The 21,103-nt window shown below is 68.3% G+C and carries 19 protein-coding genes; 17 read left to right on the top strand and 2 right to left on the bottom strand.

Translation table 11 applies throughout. The features are described from left to right. Positions 1-48: 48 nt before the first annotated feature. From smc to AAHA49_RS06240, 7 genes are all read left to right on the top strand, one after another. Positions 49-3,609: a chromosome segregation protein SMC gene (gene smc / locus AAHA49_RS06270; RefSeq protein WP_342037634.1), complete on the top strand. Its 3,561-nt coding sequence runs from the start codon at positions 49-51 to the stop codon at positions 3,607-3,609. A gap of 217 nt (positions 3,610-3,826) precedes the next feature. Beyond that, the gene (locus AAHA49_RS06265; RefSeq protein WP_211979015.1) at positions 3,827-4,228 is read left to right on the top strand and encodes a hypothetical protein; all 402 of its coding nucleotides are present in this window, start codon (positions 3,827-3,829) and stop codon (positions 4,226-4,228) included. 123 nt (positions 4,229-4,351) lie between these two features. Further along, positions 4,352-5,494, top strand: a complete 1,143-nt coding sequence (gene ftsY, locus AAHA49_RS06260; RefSeq protein ID WP_342037633.1) for a signal recognition particle-docking protein FtsY — start codon at positions 4,352-4,354, stop codon at positions 5,492-5,494. A 185-nt stretch (positions 5,495-5,679) separates the two neighbouring features. Beyond that, entirely contained in the window at positions 5,680-6,900 is a 1,221-nt protein-coding gene (locus tag AAHA49_RS06255; protein WP_342037632.1) for an ammonium transporter, read from the top strand. Positions 6,901-7,097: 197 nt separating this feature from the next. Then, positions 7,098-8,699: a signal recognition particle protein gene (ffh, locus tag AAHA49_RS06250; protein ID WP_342037631.1), complete on the top strand. Its 1,602-nt coding sequence runs from the start codon at positions 7,098-7,100 to the stop codon at positions 8,697-8,699. A gap of 155 nt (positions 8,700-8,854) precedes the next feature. Further along, positions 8,855-9,328 (top strand): 30S ribosomal protein S16, encoded by a 474-nt coding sequence (gene rpsP / locus AAHA49_RS06245; RefSeq protein ID WP_339392558.1) that lies wholly within the window; start codon positions 8,855-8,857, stop codon positions 9,326-9,328. A 1-nt stretch (position 9,329) separates the two neighbouring features. Further along, positions 9,330-9,560 carry an RNA-binding protein gene (locus AAHA49_RS06240; protein ID WP_009378338.1) on the top strand — a complete coding sequence of 77 codons (231 nt, stop codon included), beginning with the start codon at positions 9,330-9,332 and terminating at the stop codon, positions 9,558-9,560. 266 nt (positions 9,561-9,826) lie between these two features. Here AAHA49_RS06240 and AAHA49_RS06235 read toward each other — a convergent pair whose 3' ends face one another. Continuing rightward, positions 9,827-11,425, bottom strand: a complete 1,599-nt coding sequence (locus tag AAHA49_RS06235) for an outer membrane protein assembly factor BamB family protein (protein ID WP_342037630.1) — start codon at positions 11,423-11,425, stop codon at positions 9,827-9,829. After that, a complete protein-coding gene (locus AAHA49_RS06230; RefSeq protein WP_342037629.1) occupies positions 11,422-12,909 on the bottom strand; it encodes an outer membrane protein assembly factor BamB family protein in 1,488 nt (495 codons plus the stop codon). Before AAHA49_RS06230 ends, AAHA49_RS06235 begins: the two co-directional genes overlap by 4 nt. 240 nt (positions 12,910-13,149) lie before the next feature. Between AAHA49_RS06230 and rimM the strand changes: the two genes are divergently transcribed. The 10 genes from rimM (at position 13,150) to dprA (ending at position 21,090) form a co-directional block, all read left to right on the top strand. Then, entirely contained in the window at positions 13,150-13,650 is a 501-nt protein-coding gene (gene rimM / locus AAHA49_RS06225; RefSeq protein ID WP_342037628.1) for a ribosome maturation factor RimM, read from the top strand. An 8-nt stretch (positions 13,651-13,658) separates the two neighbouring features. Continuing rightward, positions 13,659-14,486, top strand: a complete 828-nt coding sequence (gene trmD, locus AAHA49_RS06220; protein ID WP_342037627.1) for a tRNA (guanosine(37)-N1)-methyltransferase TrmD — start codon at positions 13,659-13,661, stop codon at positions 14,484-14,486. A 170-nt stretch (positions 14,487-14,656) separates the two neighbouring features. Beyond that, a complete protein-coding gene (gene rplS / locus AAHA49_RS06215) occupies positions 14,657-14,998 on the top strand; it encodes a 50S ribosomal protein L19 (RefSeq protein ID WP_339392553.1) in 342 nt (113 codons plus the stop codon). A 33-nt stretch (positions 14,999-15,031) separates the two neighbouring features. After that, positions 15,032-15,724, top strand: coding sequence for a signal peptidase I (lepB, locus tag AAHA49_RS06210; RefSeq protein ID WP_342037626.1), 693 nt, complete (start codon positions 15,032-15,034; stop codon positions 15,722-15,724). 54 nt (positions 15,725-15,778) lie between these two features. After that, positions 15,779-16,477, top strand: a complete 699-nt coding sequence (gene lepB, locus AAHA49_RS06205; protein WP_342037625.1) for a signal peptidase I — start codon at positions 15,779-15,781, stop codon at positions 16,475-16,477. After that, positions 16,477-17,196, top strand: coding sequence for a ribonuclease HII (locus tag AAHA49_RS06200; RefSeq protein ID WP_342037624.1), 720 nt, complete (start codon positions 16,477-16,479; stop codon positions 17,194-17,196). The genes lepB (AAHA49_RS06205) and AAHA49_RS06200 overlap by 1 nt, the downstream gene beginning before the upstream one ends. Beyond that, a complete protein-coding gene (locus tag AAHA49_RS06195) occupies positions 17,193-17,510 on the top strand; it encodes a DUF2469 domain-containing protein (protein ID WP_339392549.1) in 318 nt (105 codons plus the stop codon). Before AAHA49_RS06200 ends, AAHA49_RS06195 begins: the two co-directional genes overlap by 4 nt. Before the next feature lie 168 nt (positions 17,511-17,678). Next, on the top strand, positions 17,679-18,134 hold the full coding sequence (locus AAHA49_RS06190; RefSeq protein WP_342037623.1) for a YraN family protein: 456 nt from the start codon (positions 17,679-17,681) through the stop codon (positions 18,132-18,134). Then, complete coding sequence (locus AAHA49_RS06185) at positions 18,131-19,765, top strand: YifB family Mg chelatase-like AAA ATPase (protein WP_342037622.1); 1,635 nt, start codon at positions 18,131-18,133, stop codon at positions 19,763-19,765. The genes AAHA49_RS06190 and AAHA49_RS06185 overlap by 4 nt, the downstream gene beginning before the upstream one ends. Then, complete coding sequence (dprA, locus tag AAHA49_RS06180) at positions 19,762-21,090, top strand: DNA-processing protein DprA (protein ID WP_342037621.1); 1,329 nt, start codon at positions 19,762-19,764, stop codon at positions 21,088-21,090. The genes AAHA49_RS06185 and dprA overlap by 4 nt, the downstream gene beginning before the upstream one ends. Positions 21,091-21,103 lie beyond the last annotated feature (13 nt).

The raw sequence follows: 21,103 nt of genomic DNA, 5'->3' as shown, positions 1-21,103 counted from the left end.
CAGAGTGTCCGGGCCGCAGGTCCGGCCCCCGCTATGCTTGAGGGCACGATGCATCTCAAAAGCCTGACCCTGCGCGGATTCAAATCCTTCGCCTCGGCCACGACCCTGAAGTTCGAGCCGGGCATCACCTGCGTCGTCGGCCCCAACGGGTCAGGCAAATCCAACGTCGTCGACGCCCTCTCCTGGGTGATGGGCGAACAGGGGGCGAAGAACCTGCGCGGCGGGAAGATGGACGACGTCATCTTCGCCGGCACCTCGAAGCGCCAGGCCCTCGGCCGCGCCGAGGTGACCCTGACCATCGACAACTCCGACGGAGCCATCCCCGTCGACTACACCGAGGTGACGATCTCCCGGACTCTCTTCCGCACCGGGGGCAGCGAATACGCCGTCAACGGGGCACCGGCCCGCCTCCTCGACATCCAGGAGCTCCTCAACGACTCCGGGCTCGGCAAGGAGATGCACGTCATCGTCGGCCAGGGCCGCCTCGACGCGATCCTCCACGCCGATCCCATCGAGCGCCGCAGCTTCATCGAGGAGGCCGCCGGCGTCCTCAAGCACCGCCGCCGCAAGGACAAAGCGGTGCGCAAGCTCACCGGCCTGCAGACGAACCTCGACCGCCTCGGCGATCTGCGCACCGAACTCAACCGGCAGCTCGGACCGCTCGGACGCCAAGCCCAGGCAGCCGCCCGGGCCGCCATCGTCCAGGCGACCCTCCGCGATGCCACCGCCCGGCTGCTGGCCGACGATGCCGTGCGCCTGCAGGCCTCCCTCTTCGCCGCCTCCGACGGGGGAGGCGACCACACGGAGAGGATCGCCGACCTCGAGGGCCGCCGCGCGCAGGCGGAGTCCCGGCTGACCGAGATCGAGACCCGGCTCGCGACCGTCGAGGGCGACCTCGAGGAGATGCGCACCGCGGAATCGCGCACCCAGACCCAGGCCGTGCGCGCCAGCGGCCTGGCCAGCCGTGCCGGCGACAAACGCTCCCACCTCCTCTCCGAGGTCACGAGCCTCGGCCGGCGCGAAGGCCGTTCACCCGATGAGCTGCGCAGCCAGGCCGAAGGCATCAGGGAGGAGCTCAGCGCCGCCGATGAGGCCGTCACCGACTCGACGGCCGCCCTCGAGACGGCGAACGCCCGCAAAGAGGAACTCGCCGCCGCCCTGCGCGCAGCCGAAGCCGATGTCAAGGCCGCGCAGATCGCCATCACCGAGGCGGTGAAGAACCGTTCGAGCCTCCACTCCCGGCAGGAGCAGGCACGCTCCCGCATCACCGACCTGCAGGCCCGTATCGAAGCCGGTCGCAGCGAGATCGCGGCGATCGAGACCCGACTCATCGACCGACGCGAAGCCCTCACCGCTGCCGAAGCCGCCGTCGAGTCCGTCGAAGAGGGCGAGACCACCCTCGATGAGACCTATGAGACGGCGAAGGCAGCCCAGACCGACCTCGAGGCCCAGCTGCGGGAGGAGAAGGCGAAGCGCGCCGAGGCGGCCTCCGAACTCGCCTCCGCCCGCGCCCGTGCCGAAGCCCTCGCACTCGGCACTGCACTCGAAGCCGACCTGAGCGACATCGTCTCCTCCGGCCTGCCCGGTGTCGAGACCGCCGTGACGGAGAAGCTCACGGTGACCACCGGCTACGAGATGGCCGTGGCCGCGGCCCTGTCGACGACCGTGAGCGGCGTCATCGTCGACTCCGGGCAGGCGGCACTGACCGTGCTCGACCACCTCGGTGAGGACACCAACGTCTCCCTGACCATCCCCAGCGGAACCCACCCGGCTCCTGCAGGCACAGCCGAGGCGACCGCCTCGGCGGGAGGATCCGGCAAGGGCGGTGACACCGGGCCTCAGCGCCTGGCCGACTTCGTCCGCGCCGACGACCCCGCCCTCGACACCCTCGTCAGGACAGCCCTGGCCGCCGTCGTCTGCACCCCGGACGCAGCCGCCGCGCTCGCCGCCGTCGACGCGGACCCGCAGCTCACCGCCGTCACCGTCCACGGCGAGGTCATCACCTCGACCCGGGTCAGCCGCGCCCGCACCGCCTCGGGCACCCGACTCGCCTCGCAGACGGCGCTGACCGAGACCGAGGAGACGATCGCCGGCCTCGAAGCGACCGTGACCGGGTTCGACGCCGACATCGCCGCAACCGAACGGAGGCTCGCCGAGGCGAAACCCGTCACCGCCGCAGCCCTCGAGGCCCTCCACTCCTCCGATGCGCAGATCATGGCCGCCGCCGAGGAGGTCTCCCGGATCACCGGTGAGATCGCCGCCGACGAGACCCGCCTGAGCCGGGCCGGGGAGAACGACGCCGAACTCCGCCGCCGCCTCGCCGCGGCCCAGCAGGACGCCGACACCGCCGAGGCGGCACTGGCCGGGGTCGAGGACGTCGACGAAGTCGTCGACACCTCACACCGGGACGCACTCAGCCGGGAGGTCTCCCAGACCTCGGAAGACGTCATCGAAACCCGCATCGCGCACAAGGCCGCAACCGACCGCGCACGGTTCCTCCGCGACCGCGTCGACTCCCTCACCCGGCAGGCCGCCGCCGAGGAGGCCGCCCGGGAACAGGCGCAGCGGGCCATCGCCCGCAAGACCACCGCTGCCGCCTCGGCGCTGACGATCGCCGAGGTCGCCGAGGAGGCCGCAGCACTCGCCGCCGCGACCGTGACCGAACTCGCCGAGGCCATCGGAGTCCTCGTCGACGAGCGCGCGGGCCTGCGGGAGGAGAAGGGCCGCCTCGGCGAGGAACTGGGTCAGACGCGGAAGGAATTGGGCCGACTCAAGGACGCCGCCGCAGAGGCCGAGCTCGCGAAGGAGCGGTACCGGCTCAAGCTCGAGGAGATCGAGCACCGCGCCGAGCAGGAGACGGGACTCGGCATCGACCGGCTCATCGAACTCTTCGGACCCGACACCCCCGTGCCCGGCTTCGAGGACGGGGAGGAGGAGCGGCCCTACGTCCGCGCCGAGGTCGAGAAGCGGCACAAGGAGGCATCGAAGCAGCTGGCGCGGATCGGCACCGTCAACCCGCTCGCCCTCGAGGAGTACGAAGCGCTCAAGGAACGCCACCAGTTCCTCGAGAAGCAGATCGCCGACATCGAATCCTCCCGCAAGGACCTCATGCAGCTCGTCGACGAGGTCGACCGGCACGTCGAACGCGTCTTCGCCGAGGCCTACGCCGACACCGCCCGCGAGTTCGAGGACATCTTCTCCCGCCTCTTCCCGGGCGGCGAAGGCAGCCTCAGCCTCACCGACCCCGACGACATGCTCACCACCGGCGTCGACGTCCATGCGAGGCCTGCGGGCAAGAAGGTCAAACGCCTCTCCCTGCTCTCCGGTGGGGAGCGCTCACTCGTGGCCGTGGCGATGCTCGTCGCGATCTTCAAAGCCCGGCCGAGCCCCTTCTACGTCATGGACGAAGTCGAAGCCGCCCTCGACGACCTCAATCTCTCCCGTCTGCTCACGGTGTTCAGGGAGCTGCAGGATTCGAGCCAGCTCATCGTCATCACCCACCAGAAGCGGACGATGGAGATCGCCGACGCCCTCTACGGGGTGACGATGCACGGCGACGGCGTCTCGAAGGTGATCTCCCAACGCATCCCGACCCGCCCCGAGGAGTGAGGGTGTGCTCGGCGCACGGGTGCCCGGGTGCGGTGAGCCTGCGTGTCGGGGGCATTCAGCGGAGTCCCAGGGAATTCTCCAGCGGCCACGCCACCCCGTGTGACTCCAGCCCTGTGCAGGGACTATAGACTTGTGGGACGAAGAAGCACTGTCGAGAACTTATGAGGAGCGGGACGTCCATGGCCGAGTCGGCTGAACCACGGGGTGACTGCCTGGCATGAATGCAGTACTCGTCGTCATCGTCGGACTCGCCATCTCCTTCGCCCTCGCCCTCGTCGTCGTCCTCCTCGTCGCCCTTCCCGGGCTGCGCGCGGAAGGACGGCTGCGGTACTCCTCGGATGTGCAGCGCTTCCGACTGCCCGGCCAGTGGACCGGCTACGACGACGAAGTCCACGAGTTCTTCGGCCACGACGACGGCACCTCCCACCTGGCCACCCGTGAACAGGCCGCCGTCACCGCGATCCGCGACCACTCGTACGTGCTCCGCCCGCAGCCGCGCCGACATGCGGCACCCTCGCTGCTCACCGTCCGGCCGCGCACCCGCCACTGGAAGATCCCCGATTCGGGCACCGGCTGGCGCACCACCGCCGGACTGCTCTTCGGCTCCCGCGGCACCTGAGACCACCCCTGACCGCCTTGGGCAGGGGACTGTCCGCGCGCGGCACCGTCCGTGACCAGTTCACGGAGACCAGGCCGTAACCCTTACGGCGCTAGGACAGCAGACCAAGGAGGACGTCCCGCAATGGACCAGCCGATCATCCTGCTCATCGTCGCAGCCATCGTCTTCATCCTCGTCGTGGCGCTGGGCATCAGCCTGCGCATCAACGCCCGACGCAAGGGATTCGGCGAAGACCAGTCGATCGACGCCGACTTCACCGGCGAACTGAAGATCGACGACATCACCGAGGCCGTGGCCAAGGAGAAGGAGAAGGCGGCCGGCTCCGAGGTGCCGACCGAACCGGCCAGCCGCCTCGTCCGGCTGCGCGAGAGGCTCGCGAAGTCGAACTCCGGGCTCGGCCGCGGACTGCTCAACCTCCTCTCCCGCGACACCCTCGACGAGGCGACGTGGGAGGAGATCGAGGACACCCTCATCCTCGCCGACGTCGGCGTCGAACCCACCTCCGAACTCGTCGACACCCTCCGCGAACGCGTCAAGGTGCTCGGCACCCGCGACCCCGACGAGGTTCGGGCACTGCTGCGCGAGGAGCTCATCAAGCTCGTCGATCCGACGATGGACCGTGAACTCGCCACCTCCGGCACCGCAGGAGACCCCGCCGTCATGCTCGTCGTCGGCGTCAACGGCGCAGGCAAGACGACGACGGTGGGCAAGATCGCCCGCGTCCTCGTCGCCGAGGACAAGTCCGTCCTCCTCGGCGCCGCCGACACCTTCCGCGCCGCCGCCGCCGACCAGCTGACGACCTGGGGTTCGCGCGTGGGTGTGGAGACCGTGCGCGGCGAGGAGGCCGCCGACCCCGCCTCGGTGGCCTACGCCGCCGTCGAGAAGGGCAAGGCGGAGGACGCCGACGTCGTCCTCATCGACACCGCCGGTCGCCTGCAGAACAAGGTCGGGCTCATGGACGAGCTGCGCAAGGTCAAGCGCGTGGCCACCCGTCCCCTCGGCGACGGCCACGACATCGACGAAGTCCTCCTCGTCCTCGATGCGACGACCGGGCAGAACGGGATGCAGCAGGCCAAGGTCTTCGCCGAGGCGGTCGACATCTCCGGCATCGTGCTCACCAAGCTCGACGGCACCGCGAAGGGCGGCATCGTCATCGCCGTCCAGCGCGAGCTCGGGGTCCCGGTCAAGCTCATCGGCCTCGGCGAGGGTGCCGACGACCTCGCCCCGTTCACCGCCGAAGGGTTCGTCGACGCTCTCCTCGACTGAGCCATCCCGCCCGCTGAGACAGTCGAAGAATCGGTCTCAGCGGGCTTCTCACTGCCTCTGACCAGGCATTCCGCCTCACCTGAGGTCCTCGTCACATTCTCGAAACATCGTCGAATCATTCCCGTGACCTCGCCCCTGAAGACTGGGCGCACCGGAACCGATTGAGACGACAGAGAGACAGAGACATGGAACTCGATGCAGTGAATGTGTGGATGATGGTCGCTGCGGGGCTCGTGCTGCTGATGACCCCCGGCGTGGCCTTCTTCTACGGAGGGATGACTCGGATCAGTTCGAGCATCAACATGATGATGATGGTCTTCTCGGCCATGGCCGTCGGGGCGCTCGTGTGGGTGCTCTACGGCTACGGCCTGAGTTCGGGCGACTCGATCGCCGGGATCGTCGGCAACCCCCTGAGCCAGCTCGGCCTCGCCGACGCCGTGGCCAACCAGCCGGAGACTTTGATCTCCATCGGCTACGGGTCGACGTTCGCGATGATCGCGATCGCCCTCATCGCCGGGGCCGTGGCCGACCGCGCAAAGTTCTCCACGTGGCTGGTCTTCGCCGCCGCCTGGGTCACCCTCGTCTACTGCCCCCTGGCCTTCATGGTCTGGGGTGACGGGATCCTGTCGGCCGACGGCGCGATCGGCAGCGTCTTCGGACCCGCGATCGACTTCGCCGGCGGCACCGTCGTCCACATCAACGCCGGCATCTCCGCCCTCGTCCTCGTCGTCGTCATGGGCCGCCGGGCACGCTTCTCCACCCCGCACAAGCCGCACAACATCCCCATCACCGTCCTCGGCGCCGCCCTCCTGTGGTTCGGCTGGTTCGGGTTCAACGGCGGAGCCGCCTCGACGATCGAGCAGGCCGGACTCATCTGGGTCAACACCCTCGTCGCCCCGGCCGCCGGCATGATCACGTGGATCACCATCGAACGCCTGCGGGCCTCACGACCGAGCAGCATCGGCAGCGTCTCCGGACTCATCGCCGGCCTCGTCGCGATCACCCCGGCGTGTGCCGACGTCGAACCCTACGCTGCGATCCTCATCGGCATCGCCGCCGGCGCCGGAGCCTACTTCGCGGTCGTCGCGAAGAACCGCCTGCGCTACGACGACGCCCTCGACGTCGTCGCCGTCCACCTCGTCGCCGGCATCATCGGCACCGTGATGATCGGATTCTTCGCCGTGCCCACCGCGGAGACGGCTGCTGGACTCTTCTACGGCGGCGGACTCGAACTCCTCATCGCCCAGATCGTCGCCTGCATCGTCGCCATCGTCTACGCCGGAGCGGTGACCCTCGTCATCTCGCTCGTGCTGCGCAAGACCATGGGTCTGCGGATCGACCCGCGCGACGAACTCGACGGCATCGACAACGTCGAACACGCGGAGAGGGCATACTCCTTCCGCTGACCCGATGCTCCCGCCTCGGCGCCGGTCGGTCTCGCCGGACACCGAGGCGGGGGAGTACGCCGGAGTGCTCACAGGACGCCCCACCCGCGGTTCCAGCAGACGCCGCAGGTGGGGTGTTCCGGTGCCCGGCGGGGTTTCGGACCTCCCAGGGGGAGTTGTTAGGCTAGGGAGTCGACCAATCTGAAGAAGGCGTGCACGTGTTCAATTCCCTCTCCGACAGGCTCACCGCGACTTTCAAGAATCTGCGCGGCAGGGGCAGGCTCTCGGAAGCCGATGTCGATGCCACCATCCGCGAGATCCGCCGAGCCCTGCTCGACGCCGACGTGGCCCTGCCCGTCGTCCGCGCCTTCACCGGGCGCATCCGCGATCGGGCGCTGTCGGAAGAGGTCTCGGGGGCGCTCAACCCGGGCCAGCAGGTCGTCAAGATCGTCAACGAGGAACTCGTCGCCATCCTCGGCGGGCAGACCCGTCGCCTCACCTTCGCCAAGCGCCCGCCCACGGTCATCATGCTCGCCGGACTCCAGGGTGCGGGCAAGACGACGCTGGCCGGCAAGCTCGCCCACTGGCTGAAGTCCGAGGGGCATCGTCCGATGCTCGTCGCCGCCGACCTCCAGCGCCCCAACGCCGTGGGCCAGCTCCAGATCGTCGGTGAGCGGGCCGGAGCCGTCGTCTACGCCCCCGAACCCGGCAACGGCGTGGGCGATCCCGTCAAGGTCGCCACCGACGCGATCGAGGTCGCGAAGTCGAAGCTCCACGACGTCGTCATCGTCGACACCGCGGGCCGCCTGGGCATCGACGAAGAGCTCATGCAGCAGGCCGCGGACATCCGTGCCGCCGTCAACCCCGACGAGGTCCTCTTCGTCATCGACGCGATGATCGGTCAGGACGCAGTGAAGACCGCCGAGGCGTTCCTCGAAGGCGTCGACTTCACCGGTGTCGTGCTCTCGAAGCTCGACGGCGACTCCCGCGGCGGCGCCGCCCTCTCCGTCGCCGAGGTGACCGGCCGGCCGATCATGTTCGCCTCCACCGGCGAGTCGATGACCGACTTCGAGCAGTTCCATCCCGACCGGATGGCCGACCGCATCCTCGACATGGGCGACATCCTCACCCTCATCGAGCAGGCGGAGAAGAACTTCGACGAGAAGGAGACCGCGAAGCTCCAGAAGAAGTTCGAGTCCGGCGAGGACTTCGATCTCAACGACTTCCTCACCCAGATGGCGGGCCTGCGGAAGATGGGCTCGATGAAGAAGATGCTCGGCATGATGCCGGGCATGAGCCAGTACAAGGATCAGATCGAGAACTTCGACGAGCGCGAGGTCGACCGGGTCGAGGCGATCGTGAGATCGATGACACCGTACGAGCGCAGCAACCCGAAGATCCTCAACGGCTCCCGGCGCGCGCGCATCGCCAAGGGTGCCGGCACCACCGTGACCGCGGTCAACCAGCTCATGGAGCGCTTCACACAGGCGCAGAAGCTCATGCGCGGCATGGGCCGCGGCGGCGGAATGCCGGGCATGCCCGGGGCCGGCGGCATGCCGGGAATGGGCTCACTGCCTGGTGGGGGAGCCAACCGGAAGAAGAAGGCCGCGGGGAAGAAGAAGGGCCGCAAGGGCGGTCAGTCGGGCAACCCGGCCAAGCGCGCCGAGCAGGCGCAGGCCGTCCAGGACCGGAAGTCGGGCAAGGCGAAGGACCCGGTCGGTTCGGCCTTCGGCGGCGTCGACCTCGGCGGGGACGACGACTTCGATCTCGCGAAGCTGCCCAAGGGCTTCGGCGGGATGTTCCCAGGTGGAAAGAAGTAGCCCTTTCTGGCACAATGAACTCTTGTACTTTCGCCTCGGCGCGGGCCCTCTCTTCTGCCTCGAGTCGATAGTCCAGGTCGCAGACTCCGTCACGTCAACCCCACGACTGTGCGGTATCTCTGTGCAAACAGAACACAAAAGGAGACACCACTACAGTGGCAGTCAAGATTCGTCTGACCCGCATCGGCAAGGTCCATGCACCCTTCTACCGCGTCGTCGTCGCCGACTCGCGCACCCGTCGTGACGGTCGCGCGATCGAGCAGATCGGCATCTACCAGCCGCTGCGCGACCCCTCGGTCATCGAGATCGACTCGGAGCGTGCGCAGTACTGGCTCTCTGTCGGCGCGCAGCCGACCGATCAGGTCCGCAACCTGCTCAAGCTCACCGGCGACTGGCAGAAGTTCACCGGTGAGGGCGAAGCCGTCAGCACCGTGAAGCCGCAGCCGGAGAAGGAAGCCTTCGTGGCCCCGACCGCCGACTCGGTGATCAAGGAAGCCATCACGCAGAAGAGCTCCGGCAAGGCTGACGCCGCCGAGGTCGAAGCTGAGGACACCGCTGCCGACGACGTCGCCAAGGCCGTCGAGGCCGAGGACGCCGCCCAGGCCGAAGCCGCTGAGGACAACGCCTGACATGTTGGCAGATTCGCTCGAACATCTGGTCCGCGGCATCGTCGATCATCCCGACGACGTCGCCGTTCGGTCCCGGTCGTCCCAGCGTGGGACGACTCTCGAGGTCAGGGTTCACCCCGACGACCTCGGACGTGTCATCGGCCGCGCGGGTCGCACCGCGAAGGCCCTGCGCACCGTGATCAACTCCCTCGCCGGCCGTGAGTCGGTGCGGGTGGACCTCATCGAAGCGTAGTTCCACCACGACGGGGGCGTCGGCGCATATGCGCCGACGCCCTTTCGCGCATTCACGGGCGGGGTCCGGGCGCTGCACGCCAGAAGTCCCCACGCTGCGGACATGTGCGCAGCGCTGGGACATCCGGTGAGCTGTCCCGTCGCCTATTCCCGCAACCGCTCGGTTCTCATCCGTATGGCATGGATCAGACCACGCCATACGGATGAGAACCGCGTGATCACTCGCCGTGGGCATCGCTCCGGCCCGCGCTCATCGCCACAACACGCTCAGGCGCCTTCGACGACTCTCACGCGTGCCGTACCTGAGGAGTCCTTGACCGCGAGCACTCCGTTGGAGTGGGTGATCATCTGCACCCCGCCGTCGACGGTCTCGCTCCACGCGACCTCGCCGGTTGCGGCATCGAGGCCGACGAGCTTGTCGCCGTGGGCGATCACGACTTCGCCGATCGTCGGCACCGATGTCGGCTGTGCGACGTACGCGGCTGTGGTCGGGTCGACTGCGCCGAGGTCGGGGCTGCGCCAGACCTCATCGCCGGTGGTGAGATCGACGGCCACCGCAGTGTTTTTGCCCGACGGCACCACGATGAGCGGTGCCTGCCCCTCCCGCGCGATGACGGGGTCGGGTCCGAGGAAGAGCAGGGATTCGTCCTCGGCCGAAACGTCCTTGAGCTCCTGCGGTGCCTCGAGCGACCACGGCTTGAGATCCTTCGGTGCCGTACGCGGCGTGATCGCGTCCGTCCCCGGTGTCGCGACGAGACCTCCGCTGTACCTCCAGTCCGGTCCGTTGCCGGGCGGGAGAAGGCAGTACACGAATCCGGATTCGCTCGCCCGCGTGCTCATCCGGCACGCACCGTGGGGGAGCGGGTCGAGGACTTCGGTGTCGGTGCCCGTCGCTGCGTCCGGATCGGGCGGAGCATCCACGTCGCGCCACTTCGTCACGCGGACCGGTGCCGGTTCGCCGCCGCCCTCCGTGTCGTAGGGGGAGAGATAGAAGACATCATCGCCGAGGTGGTCGATCGTGTATCTGCTGCCCAGCGCGGAATCGCCGCCGACGGCCAGAGGGTCGACGGAGGCCGCTGAGGACTTCCCGGTCGCGATCTCGGTGCGGACGAGTGCCGGGTATCCCCGTGAGGACACGACGCGATCGAGGAAGCGGCCGGTGGGGTCGACAGAGGTGCCGTCGACCTGCTCGTCGACTCTTTCCTTGACCCGCCACCGCTCCTTCCCGGTGTCGGGGTCGAGAGCGAGGACGTGAGTCGCATCGGAGTAGTCGGCGCGACTGCCGTCGTAGCACTGGTCGGGAATGTCTGCGACGATGCCGTCGTCGGCGTACTGCTCCTGATAGTTGAGCAGCACCGGGGCACCGGCGCTGATGTTCTGCGTCATCGACTCCGACGGGCGGATCGAGAAGTAGGGGCCGGGGGCGCACTCGTCGATCGTTCCGGGGTCGAGGTCCCAGACCTTCTTCCCCGTCCAGTCGAATGCCGCGACGGTGCCGGCGTCGTCGTCGAGCTGGGCGATGATCCTCCCCGGGGTGACCTGGACACGGGGAGAGAACGTCGCGTCGAGGACCGGCGGAAGTTCGGCGACGAGCTCGCCCTGACGCGTATGGATCGCGGGACGTCCCGACGAGGTGCTCAGCAGGAAGCTCTCATCGTTGGCCCCGAGCACCGAGGAGGAGTCGAAGCTCATCCAGTCCGACCATTTCCCCGCCGGCGCCGAGGCGGAACCGGAGTCAGGAGAGTCACCGGGCTCCTCATCGCCGCTGCACCCGCTGAGGACGAGCGCGAGGACGCCCAGACAGGCGAGCCCCACCGTCGCACGGATCGACCGGGAGCGTCTCACGCGGGCTGACCGGGGACTCATTTCGCCACCTCCACTGTTCTCAGAACGGACCGCCCGGCGTCTTCGCTGCGGACGAGGACGAACGGGCCCTGCGCGCTCATCGGAGAGGCACCGTCGAATGGAGCCGGCTCCCTCCACGTCTCCTCGCCGCTCGTTGCGTCGATGCCGACGATCTCGCCGCCCATGCTCGTGACGAACTCTCCGGTGGGAGGGACGTAGCTCGCGTACTCCGCGTAGTTCCCCGGCTTTCCTGGGACGGTCCATTCGACCTCACCCGAGGCCAGGTTGATCCCCTGCAGCGGGGCGTCCTTCCCGGGCAGTCCGATGAGCGGGTCAGCACCGTCGCGTGGGGCGATCGGGTCGATGCCGAAGATGCCGGGCCCGGAGGTTTCGGGATCGGTCGGCACGTTCGTCGGTCCTGCTGCGGTCCACGGTGCATCGGTGATCGGCGTCGTCACCGGGGCCGGCGTCCCGTCGGCCGCGAGTCCGCGGACGAGCTTGGACCGGTAGTCTCCTTCGCCGTTGGGTGCCTCGAGACAGTATTGGATTCCCGACCGTGACGTCGAGACGTCGACTTCGCACGGGTCGGCGTCGCCGGGAGGGAACGACTTCGCGTCGTCGACGCTCTCTGTCCACTTCTCGACCTGGGTGAGCACGAACCCGTTGCCGCCCAGGTCGATGGCGAATTCGTCCTGGCCCATATCGCTCATGAAGACGGGGTCGGGGAACGAATAGCCCCATTCGTCGAGCATGAGGCGAGCTCGCTTCTTCTTGCCGGTGCCGATCTCAGTGCGTTCGAGATAGATGGGCAGCTTGTTCGTCACGACCCGGTCGACGAACCTGCCGTCGAGGCTGAGGGCGGCGTCGAGCTGCTTGTGATTGAGATTGTCGGCCTGACTCCACTTCTTCTCGCCGGTCTTCGCATCGATGCCGACCAGGACGTCGACGTCCTTGAAGTCGCTGGTGATCTCACCGAAGCACGACTGGGGGAGCCGATCGTACGAGCTCTCGGCGGCGTTGGCGTTGAGCACGAGAGTCCCACCGGTGCCCACCGCCTCGGTGAGTCGAGAGGTGAGGAGGCTGACGTCGGCGGGGAGGACGCACTCCCCGAACTCAGCGAAGTCGAAGGCCCACTGCTGCTTCCCTGTCGACCAGTCGAACGCGGTGAGGGCCTTCTGTTCGACGACGAACACCGATTCCCCATTGCTCGCAATCGTCGCCGAGGGCAGGTCGGGTCGGAAGTCCTGCGGCTCGGGCAGCGTCCACAGCTCCTTGCCGGACCGGTCGTAGACGGCGAGGTTCGGTTCTCCCGTTTCGCTGAGAACCGCGTAGTCGGCGGTGGCGGCCATGATCGCCATCGGCGCGTCGAGCTCGATCCAGTCCGACCATTCCGCCTTCGGCGCCGAGGTGGGGGAGGCCTGATCCGACTCATCCGATGCCCCGGATCCGCATCCGGAGAGCAGCAGCGCCATGACGGCGAGAGCGGCGAGTGGGGACGGTCGCATGCGAGCTCCTTCGTGGCGGGGACCGCGGGTGTCTCGAGTGGGTGTCGTCGGGGTGTCAAGGGGCAGAGTGGTCGAAACTGCTGGTGGCAGGTTCGACTACAGCAAAAGTATCACAAGGTGAGTGGGCTCACACGCGAGGTCGGGCAGACTCCGAGCGAGGCGCCGGGCACGTCCGACTAGACTGGTCGAGCATGAATCGAGGGGTGCTGACCGAGCACTCGCACGCGATGAGGAGCACGCATGGACATGGTGATCGCCCGCCTGGGCAAACCGCACGGCATCAGAGGCGAATTCACCGTCGAGGTCCGCACCGACCGACCCGACGAGCGCCTCGTGCCCGGAATGACCTATGCGACGGACCCCGACATCGGCGAGCTCACCCTCAAGTCAAGCCGCTGGCACCGTGATCGTCTTCTCCTCGCCTTCGACGAGGTGCCCGACCGCACCCGTGCCGAGGAGATCCGCAACACCCTCATCCTCGCCGAGCAGGACGACGACGCCAACGAAGACGATGCGTGGGCGCTCGATGACCTCATCGGGTTGACGGCCTACGTCGGCGAGGACGTCGTCGGCGAGATCGTCGACGTCACGAGCGGCACCGCGCAGGACCTCCTCCACCTCAAGCACACCGACGGCCGCGAGATCCTCATCCCCTTCGTGACCGCGATCGTGCCCGAGGTCGACACCGACTCCGGGCGGATCGTGCTCACCCCGCCCTCCGGTCTTCTCGACGCCGAGTGAGCCCGGCCATGCGCATCGACGTCGTCTCGATCTTCCCCGACTACCTCGAGGGGCTCACGCTCTCCCTCATCGGCAAGGCCATCGACCAGGGGCTGCTCGACCTCGGTGTCCACGACCTGCGCGACTTCGCCTTCGACCGCCACCGCACCGTCGACGACTCCCCGTACGGGGGCGGCGCCGGCATGGTGATGAAAGCCGAACCGTGGGCGCTCGCCCTCGAGCACGTCCTCGGCCGGGGTCCGGCACCGGCGGAGGCGGACAGTGCCGCGGATTCGCAGGACCACCTCGGCGAGGGGACGGCAGAGGCCCCCCAACCGATCCTCATCGTGCCGAGCCCGGCAGGGGAGGTCTTCGATCAGCGGATCGCGGAGGATCTTGCGCACGCCCAGCATCTCGTCTTCGCGTGCGGACGGTACGAGGGCATCGATCAGCGGGTCCTCGACTGGGCGGGGGAGACCTTCGACGTGCGCCCCATGAGCATCGGCGACTACGTCCTCAACGGGGGCGAAGTCGCGTCGATGGTGATGATCGAGGCCGTCAGCCGCCTCATCCCCGGCGTCATCGGCAACCCCGAATCCCTGACCGAGGAGAGCCACGAGGACGGCCTCCTCGAATACCCGATCTTCACGAAGCCGGCGACCTGGCGCGGGCATGAGGTCCCGGAGATCCTGCTCAGCGGCAACCATGCCGCGATCGCCCGCTGGCGACGTGACCGACGTCTCGAACGCACCGCCGAGGTCAGGCCGGACCTGCTCGCCGAGCTCTCCGACCTCGACGCGGCCGACCGCGCCGTCCTCGACCGGTTTGAGTCCGGGGACGCACCCGTGACAGAATAGATCCGCGTTTGTTGGCATCCACCTGCTTCAGGGGGATGGGTGCCCGTTTCAGCCGCCGGCCACAGCCCGGTGGAGCAGGGGAGGGATCCCGGCAGACGAATCCGACCACCGGCATCGCCGGTCCGATATGCGTGTCCTCGACCTGAAGCAGAGGCCACAGGAGAAGCACAATGCAGAAGCTCGATGTTGTCGACGCAGCCTCGCTGAAGTCCGACGTTCCCGATTTCCGCCCCGGTGACACCCTCAACGTCCACGTCCGCGTGGTCGAGGGCAGCCGCTCGCGCATCCAGGTCTTCAAGGGTGTCGTCATCCGCCGTCAGGGCGACGGCATCCGTGAGACGTTCACGGTTCGCAAGATCAGCTTCGGCGTCGGCGTCGAGCGCACCCTCCCGGTGCACTCGCCGATCGTCGAGCAGATCGAGGTGCTGTCCCGCGGCGACGTCCGCCGCGCGAAGCTCTACTACCTGCGCAACCTCCGCGGCAAGGCCGCTCGCATCCGCGAAAAGGCCTGATGACCGTCCGGCCCAGCGCCGCACGGACACCTCATGCCGCAGCATGACGAAAACGCGACCTCCGGGTCGCGTTTTCGTGTTCCGGGGGCGGGTGGCTCGCCGGCCGACGGCGATGCGTCGGCCCGCCGTTCACCGTCGTCGCGTCGCATCTCGCCGAGGTGGTGGAAGGCTCTCGTCATCATCGCCGTCGTCATCGTCATCCTCGGGGCTTCGGTGCGCGGTTTCGTCATCCAGCGCTTCACGATTCCCAGTGAGTCGATGCAGCCGACACTCACCGTCGGCGAGACGATCTCCGTGTGGCGCCCCGATGCGCTGACCGGAGACATCCAGCGCGGCGACGTCGTCGTCTTCGACGGTCGCGGCTCCTTCGTCGACGACCCGCTGCCCACCCCGCTGCAGAAGATCGGCTCGTGGGTCGGTGTGGGTCCCCGCGACGTCTACTTCGTCAAACGCGTCATCGCCCTCGGCGGGGACACACTCGAATGCTGTGACGCACAGGGCCGGCTGCTGCTCAACGGCAAGCCGCTCACCGAGGACTACGCGCCGCGCCCGGCCTCCTCGGTGGCGTTCTCCATCGAAGTCCCTGAGGGAACCATGTGGGTGATGGGCGACAATCGGAACGATTCGACCGATTCCCGCGCCCTGCTCGGGCGTCCCGGCGGCGGCTTCATCCCCGTCGACCGGGTCATCGGCCCGGTCATCGGGCAGGGCTCCAGCCTCGACTGATACGCTCGTTCCAGCCACCCCGCGCCGGGCGCGGTCCGATGCGAAAGCGAACGAATGACCCCCGAACCCCAAGCTCCACCGCGCTCGAAGAAGATCCTCCGCGGCCTCGCCGAGACGGTGGTGATCATCGTCATCGCTCTCCTCATCTCCACTGCGCTGAAGACCTGGGTGGTCCGTTCGTTCTACATCCCGTCCGGGTCGATGATGGACACCCTGCAGATCGACGACCGGGTGCTCGTCAACCAGCTCGCCCCGAAGTTCGGCCCGGCCAACCGCGGCGACATCATCGTCTTCGACGATCCCGACGACTGGCTCGCCGGCTCCGAAGTCTCGAACTACACGCCCAACCCGGTCCTCGAGTTCATCGGCCTCGCCCCCTCCGACGCGGGCAACCAGCTGGTCAAACGCGTCATCGGCGTCGGCGGCGACACCGTCGCATGCTGTGACGCCAAGGGCAGGATCCTCGTCAACGGCACCCCGATCGACGAAACCTACCTGCCGCCGGACACGGCCCCCTCGGAGATGGAGTTCTCCGTCACCGTCCCCGAAGGCCAGTACTGGGTGATGGGCGACAACCGCGGCAACTCCGCAGACTCCCGTTACCACCAGGACGGTCAGCCGTTCGTCCCGGCCGAGAACGTCGTCGGCACCGTCTTCTTCGTCAACTGGCCCCTCAACCACATCCGCTGGATGGGCAATCCCAAGGACGTCTTCGCGAACGTCCCCGCACCGCAGGGAATCACCGTCAGCTGATGGCCGCACGTGGACTGCACGACCTCGGCGTCGAACGCGCCCTGGCTGCCGAGGGGTTCGACACCGTCATCGGCATAGACGAGGTGGGCCGGGGTGCCCTGGCCGGACCCGTGAGCGTCGGGGTCGCCGTCTTCGACCTCGCGCTCCTCTGCGCCGCCGAGGTGCCCGCGGGCATCCATGACTCGAAGCAGCTCGATGCCGCCTCCCGGACGGCTGCGACTGCGCGTGTCCGGTCATGGGCGCACGCCTCGGCGGTGGGGTCGACGACCCCGGCCGAGATCGACGCCCTCGGGATGACGCTGTCGCTCAGTCTCGCAGCTCGCCGTGCCCTCACCGAGGTCGTCGGGTCGATCGGGTCCACCGACCGGACGATGGTGCTCCTCGACGGCAAGCACGACTGGCTCTCGGCTCCACTCACGCTCGATTGCCTGGGGATATTCGGTCCTGCAGCCGACCTCGACCTCCCTCCCGTGCGCACGGTCATCAAAGGCGACGGCAGCGTCCCGGTCATCGCGGCGGCGAGTATCGTGGCGAAAGTGGACCGTGATGAGAGGATGATCGACCTCGCCGAGGTGCACCCGCAGTATGGTTGGGAGTCGAATGTCGGATACGGAACCGTTCACCACCGGCAGGCGATCGCTGAGCACGGACCGAGCGTCCACCATCGGCGGAGCTTCCGCCTGCACACCGAACCGGACGCGAAGAGAGGTACGCCGTGAGCACTGATGATCTCGATGACTACGAGGCCCAGCTCGAACTCCAGCTCTACAAGGAGTACCGCGACGTCGTCGGCCTCTTCGCCTACGTCGTCGAGACCGAACGCCGGTTCTACCTCGCCAACCACGTCGACCTCAAGGCCCACAACGACGCCGGCGACGTCTACTTCGAACTCACCCTGCGCGACGCCTGGGTGTGGGACAGCTACCGGTCAGCCCGGTTCATCAAAACGGTGCATGTGCTCACCTTCAAGGACGTCAACATCGAGGAGATCGCGAAGTCCGATCTCGAACCGCCCACGTCGATCGGGCGGTGAGAGGTCGGCCGCATCCGGATTCGACACGCGCGTGAGCTTGACTTGCGCGTACGTCGGGTGTGAATAGCTGCGCACTCGTGTGCTCACGGCCTGTGGACGCCCACGCGGTTTCCACAGGCCGTTTTCCGACTCTTCCCCTCGTCTCTCCGGCCATGATGCCCTGGGCACATGGCACGGACAGCGAAGGCATCAGCCGCCGAGGCGGCGGTGGGCGGCGGGGATCCGCCGCATGCGCCGACGCGCGGTGAGAGGTCACCGACGCGCGGTGAGCGGCAGCTCGCCTTGGGACGGGCCGGCGAAGACCTGGCTGTCGCCCGTCTCGAAGCCGAGGGCATGGTCGTCATCGCACGGAACTTTCGGTGCCGACACGGTGAGATCGACATCATCGCCCGCGACGGTTCGGCCGTCGTCTTCGTCGAGGTCAAGACCCGGCGCACGATGCGGCAGGGCTCGCCGCTCGAGGCGATCACTCCGGCCAAGCTGCGGAAGATCCGCATGCTCTCCGGTCTCTGGCTGCGCGCTCAGGCCGAGTTCTTCCCGGCCACCCGAATCGACGCGATCGGCATCGTCATGTCACCGGCGCCGTTGGTCACCCATGTGAGGAATGTGCAGGTCGACTCATGAGCGATCGACTGCCTATCGTCGCGGACGACGAGCCGGTCGGGGAGCCGGTCGAAACCGGGGAGCCGGTCCAGGTCGGGACGATCGTCGAACCGGAGTCCACCGTCGTCGGCCGGGCTGCGGCCGTGGCCTTGTGGGGTCTGGCCGGCAGGATCGTCTCCATCGAAGCGGTCATCAGCTCCGGCCTGCCGGGCATCGACATCGTCGGGCTGCCCGACGCCTCGGTGAGCGAATCGCGCAAGAGGTTGCGTGCGGCACTCGCATTCCTGGGCCTCCCGGTGGCCACTCAGCATCTGACGATCAACCTCACGCCGGGCAGCGTGCCGAAGATCGGCACGGGATTCGACCTCGGCATCGCCGTGGCCGTGCTCAGAGCCCGCGGAATCATCCCGCCGGCGGACACGGAGTCCGTCGTCCACTGCGGCGAGCTCGGCCTCGACGGCCGGATCCGACCCGTCAGCGGGGTGCTGCCGGTCCTCCGTGCGGGACTGCTCGCCGGTTTCGACCGGTTCGTCGTCCCCGCCGGCAACAGCGCCGAGGCGGCACTGCTGGGAACAGCCGAGGTGAAGGCGGTGTCGTCGCTGGCCGAACTCGTCAACGTCTACGGCGGAACCCTCACCGTTCCCCAGCTCCCGCCCGTCATCGAACCGGCGGGACCTGCCACGCCTGGGCCTGAACTCCACGACCTCGCCGAGGTGCAGGGACAGGAAGAAGCGCGCTTCGGGATCGAGGTCGCAGCCGCCGGCGGACACAACCTCCTCATGCGCGGGACACCCGGGGCCGGGAAAACCCTCCTTGCGCAATGTCTGCCGGGCATCCTTCCCACACTCACCGATGCCCAGGCGCTCGAGGTCGCCGCGGTGCGCTCGCTGCGCGGGGAACTCGTCGCCGGTGAGGAACTCGACCACCGGCCCCCGTTCGAGGCACCGCATCATCGCAGCACCGCCTCGGCGCTCGTGGGCGGACGGAAGCCGGGATCCGTCGGCATACTCAGCCGCGCCCACCACGGTGTGCTCTTCATGGACGAAGCACCCGAGTTCTCCCGGGACGTGCTCGAAGCCCTGCGCCAGCCTCTGGAGTCCCGGCAGGTCCACATCCACCGCGCGTGGGGCTCGATGGTGCTGCCCGCGTCGTTCCAGCTCGTCATGGCCGCCAATCCGTGCCCGTGCGGGGCGGGCATGCAGTCCGCGGCGAACTCGGACTGCCATTGCACGCCGATGGACAAGCGGCGGTACCGCAATCGTCTCTCGGGACCGCTGCTCGACCGGGTCGACCTGCAGCTCGAGCTCTACCCGATCACTCCGGCCGATCTTCGCCTCGGCGGTGACCAGGAGCCCAGTGCGGAGGTCGCTGCTCGAGTACTCGCCGCCAGACAGGCGCAGAGCCAGCGGTACGCGGAGTGTCCGTGGTCGCTCAATGCCGGCGCCCCGGGGCCGTGGCTGCGGGAGCACTTCGGGATGCGACCCGAGGCGCTGCGCAGTCTCGACCGGGCGCTCGAGACCGGTCGGATCACGATGCGCGGCTACGACCGGGTGCTTCGGGTCGCGACGACCCTGGCCGACCTGGCCGGAGCCGCTGCCCCCGACGCCGAGCGGATCGCGACAGCACTGGCGCTGCGCACCCAGGAGGCATGATGGAGACGACAGAGAGCATCGACAAGGGTCGCGACTCAGCATCGACCACCACCGGTCAGCGGATTGCGATCGCGGCTCTTTTGCGTATCGGCGAACCGGGCGACGGCCTGCTCAAAAGTCTCGTCGATGCCGTGGGACCCATCGCCTCACTCGAACTCATCCGAGCCGTGGCTCGGGGTGAAGCCGCTGCTGCGGAAGCGGCAGACCGGCTTGCCGTTGAGATCGGCGACCTCGCGGGGCAGGGACGACTCGCCGAGGCGCTGGCCCGCTGGGCAGTGCGCGCCGCCGATGCGGACGGAGAACACGATCTCGAGGGAATGGTCCGCCTCGGCGGGAGACTCGTCATCCCCGCCGACGACGAATGGCCTACAGGGCTCAACGACCTCGGACCGGCGGCGCCGTTGGGACTGTGGATGCGGGGCGCGGCTGCGCTCGGCCCATCCCTGAGCAGGGCAGTCGCGATCGTCGGTGCCCGTGCCGCGAGCGGCTACGGGACGAAGTGCGCCTCCGACCTTGCCTGGGATCTCGCCGCAGAAGGCTGCGCGATCGTCTCGGGCGGCGCGTTCGGGATCGACGCGGCAGCGCACCGGGCGGCGCTGGCACGGGAGGGGACGACGCTGGCGTTCATGGCCGGGGGAGTCGACCGGTTCTACCCGGCCGCGAACTCCGACCTCTTCGCCCACGTGCTCGAGCACGGTGCGCTCGTGTCCGAAACGGCCCCCGGGATGACACCCATGCGTCACCGGTTCCTGCTGCGCAATCGGCTCATCGCCGCCTCCGCGCTCGTCACGGTCGTCGTCGAGGCCGGGTGGCGCAGCGGGGCACTGAACACGGCCCGGCACGCGCTCGAACTCTCCCGCGCTGTCGCGGCCTATCCCGGCTCGGTGTACTCCGCCTCCTCAGCAGGCACCAACCGGCTCATCCGCCTCCACGAGGCCGAACTCGTCACCGGTGCAGGGGATGTCCTCGACCTCATCCGAGACGATGAGCTGCCACTCGGAGATTTCGGCACCGGGGGAGTGCGGAACGCTGGGCGACTCGCCGGAGACGACGGCGGTGCGGAGGGGGCGAACCACCCCGAAGGGGGCGACCGGGTCGCGGAGACCGGGCGCGGGAATGATCGCGGCGACGAACGAGTCGACGACCTTGGGGAGAGGGAGAAGATCTGTCTCAATTCCCTGTCGGTGACGAAAGCCCTCGACGTCGGCACCATCTCTTCGCGTGCCGGGCTGACCGTGGGCGATGCGCTCTCCGCGCTCGCCCTCCTCGAGATCGAGGGACTGAGCGAACGCGACGGGGCCGGATGGAGGAAGCTGAGGCGCTGACCGCGTACCCTGG

The sequence above is a fragment of the Brevibacterium ammoniilyticum genome (assembly GCF_038429965.1).
GTDB classification, from domain to species: Bacteria; Actinomycetota; Actinomycetes; order Actinomycetales; family Brevibacteriaceae; genus Brevibacterium; species Brevibacterium ammoniilyticum.
Note: the sequence above shows the minus strand (reverse complement) of the source record. Positions and strands in the feature narration are given on the sequence as shown.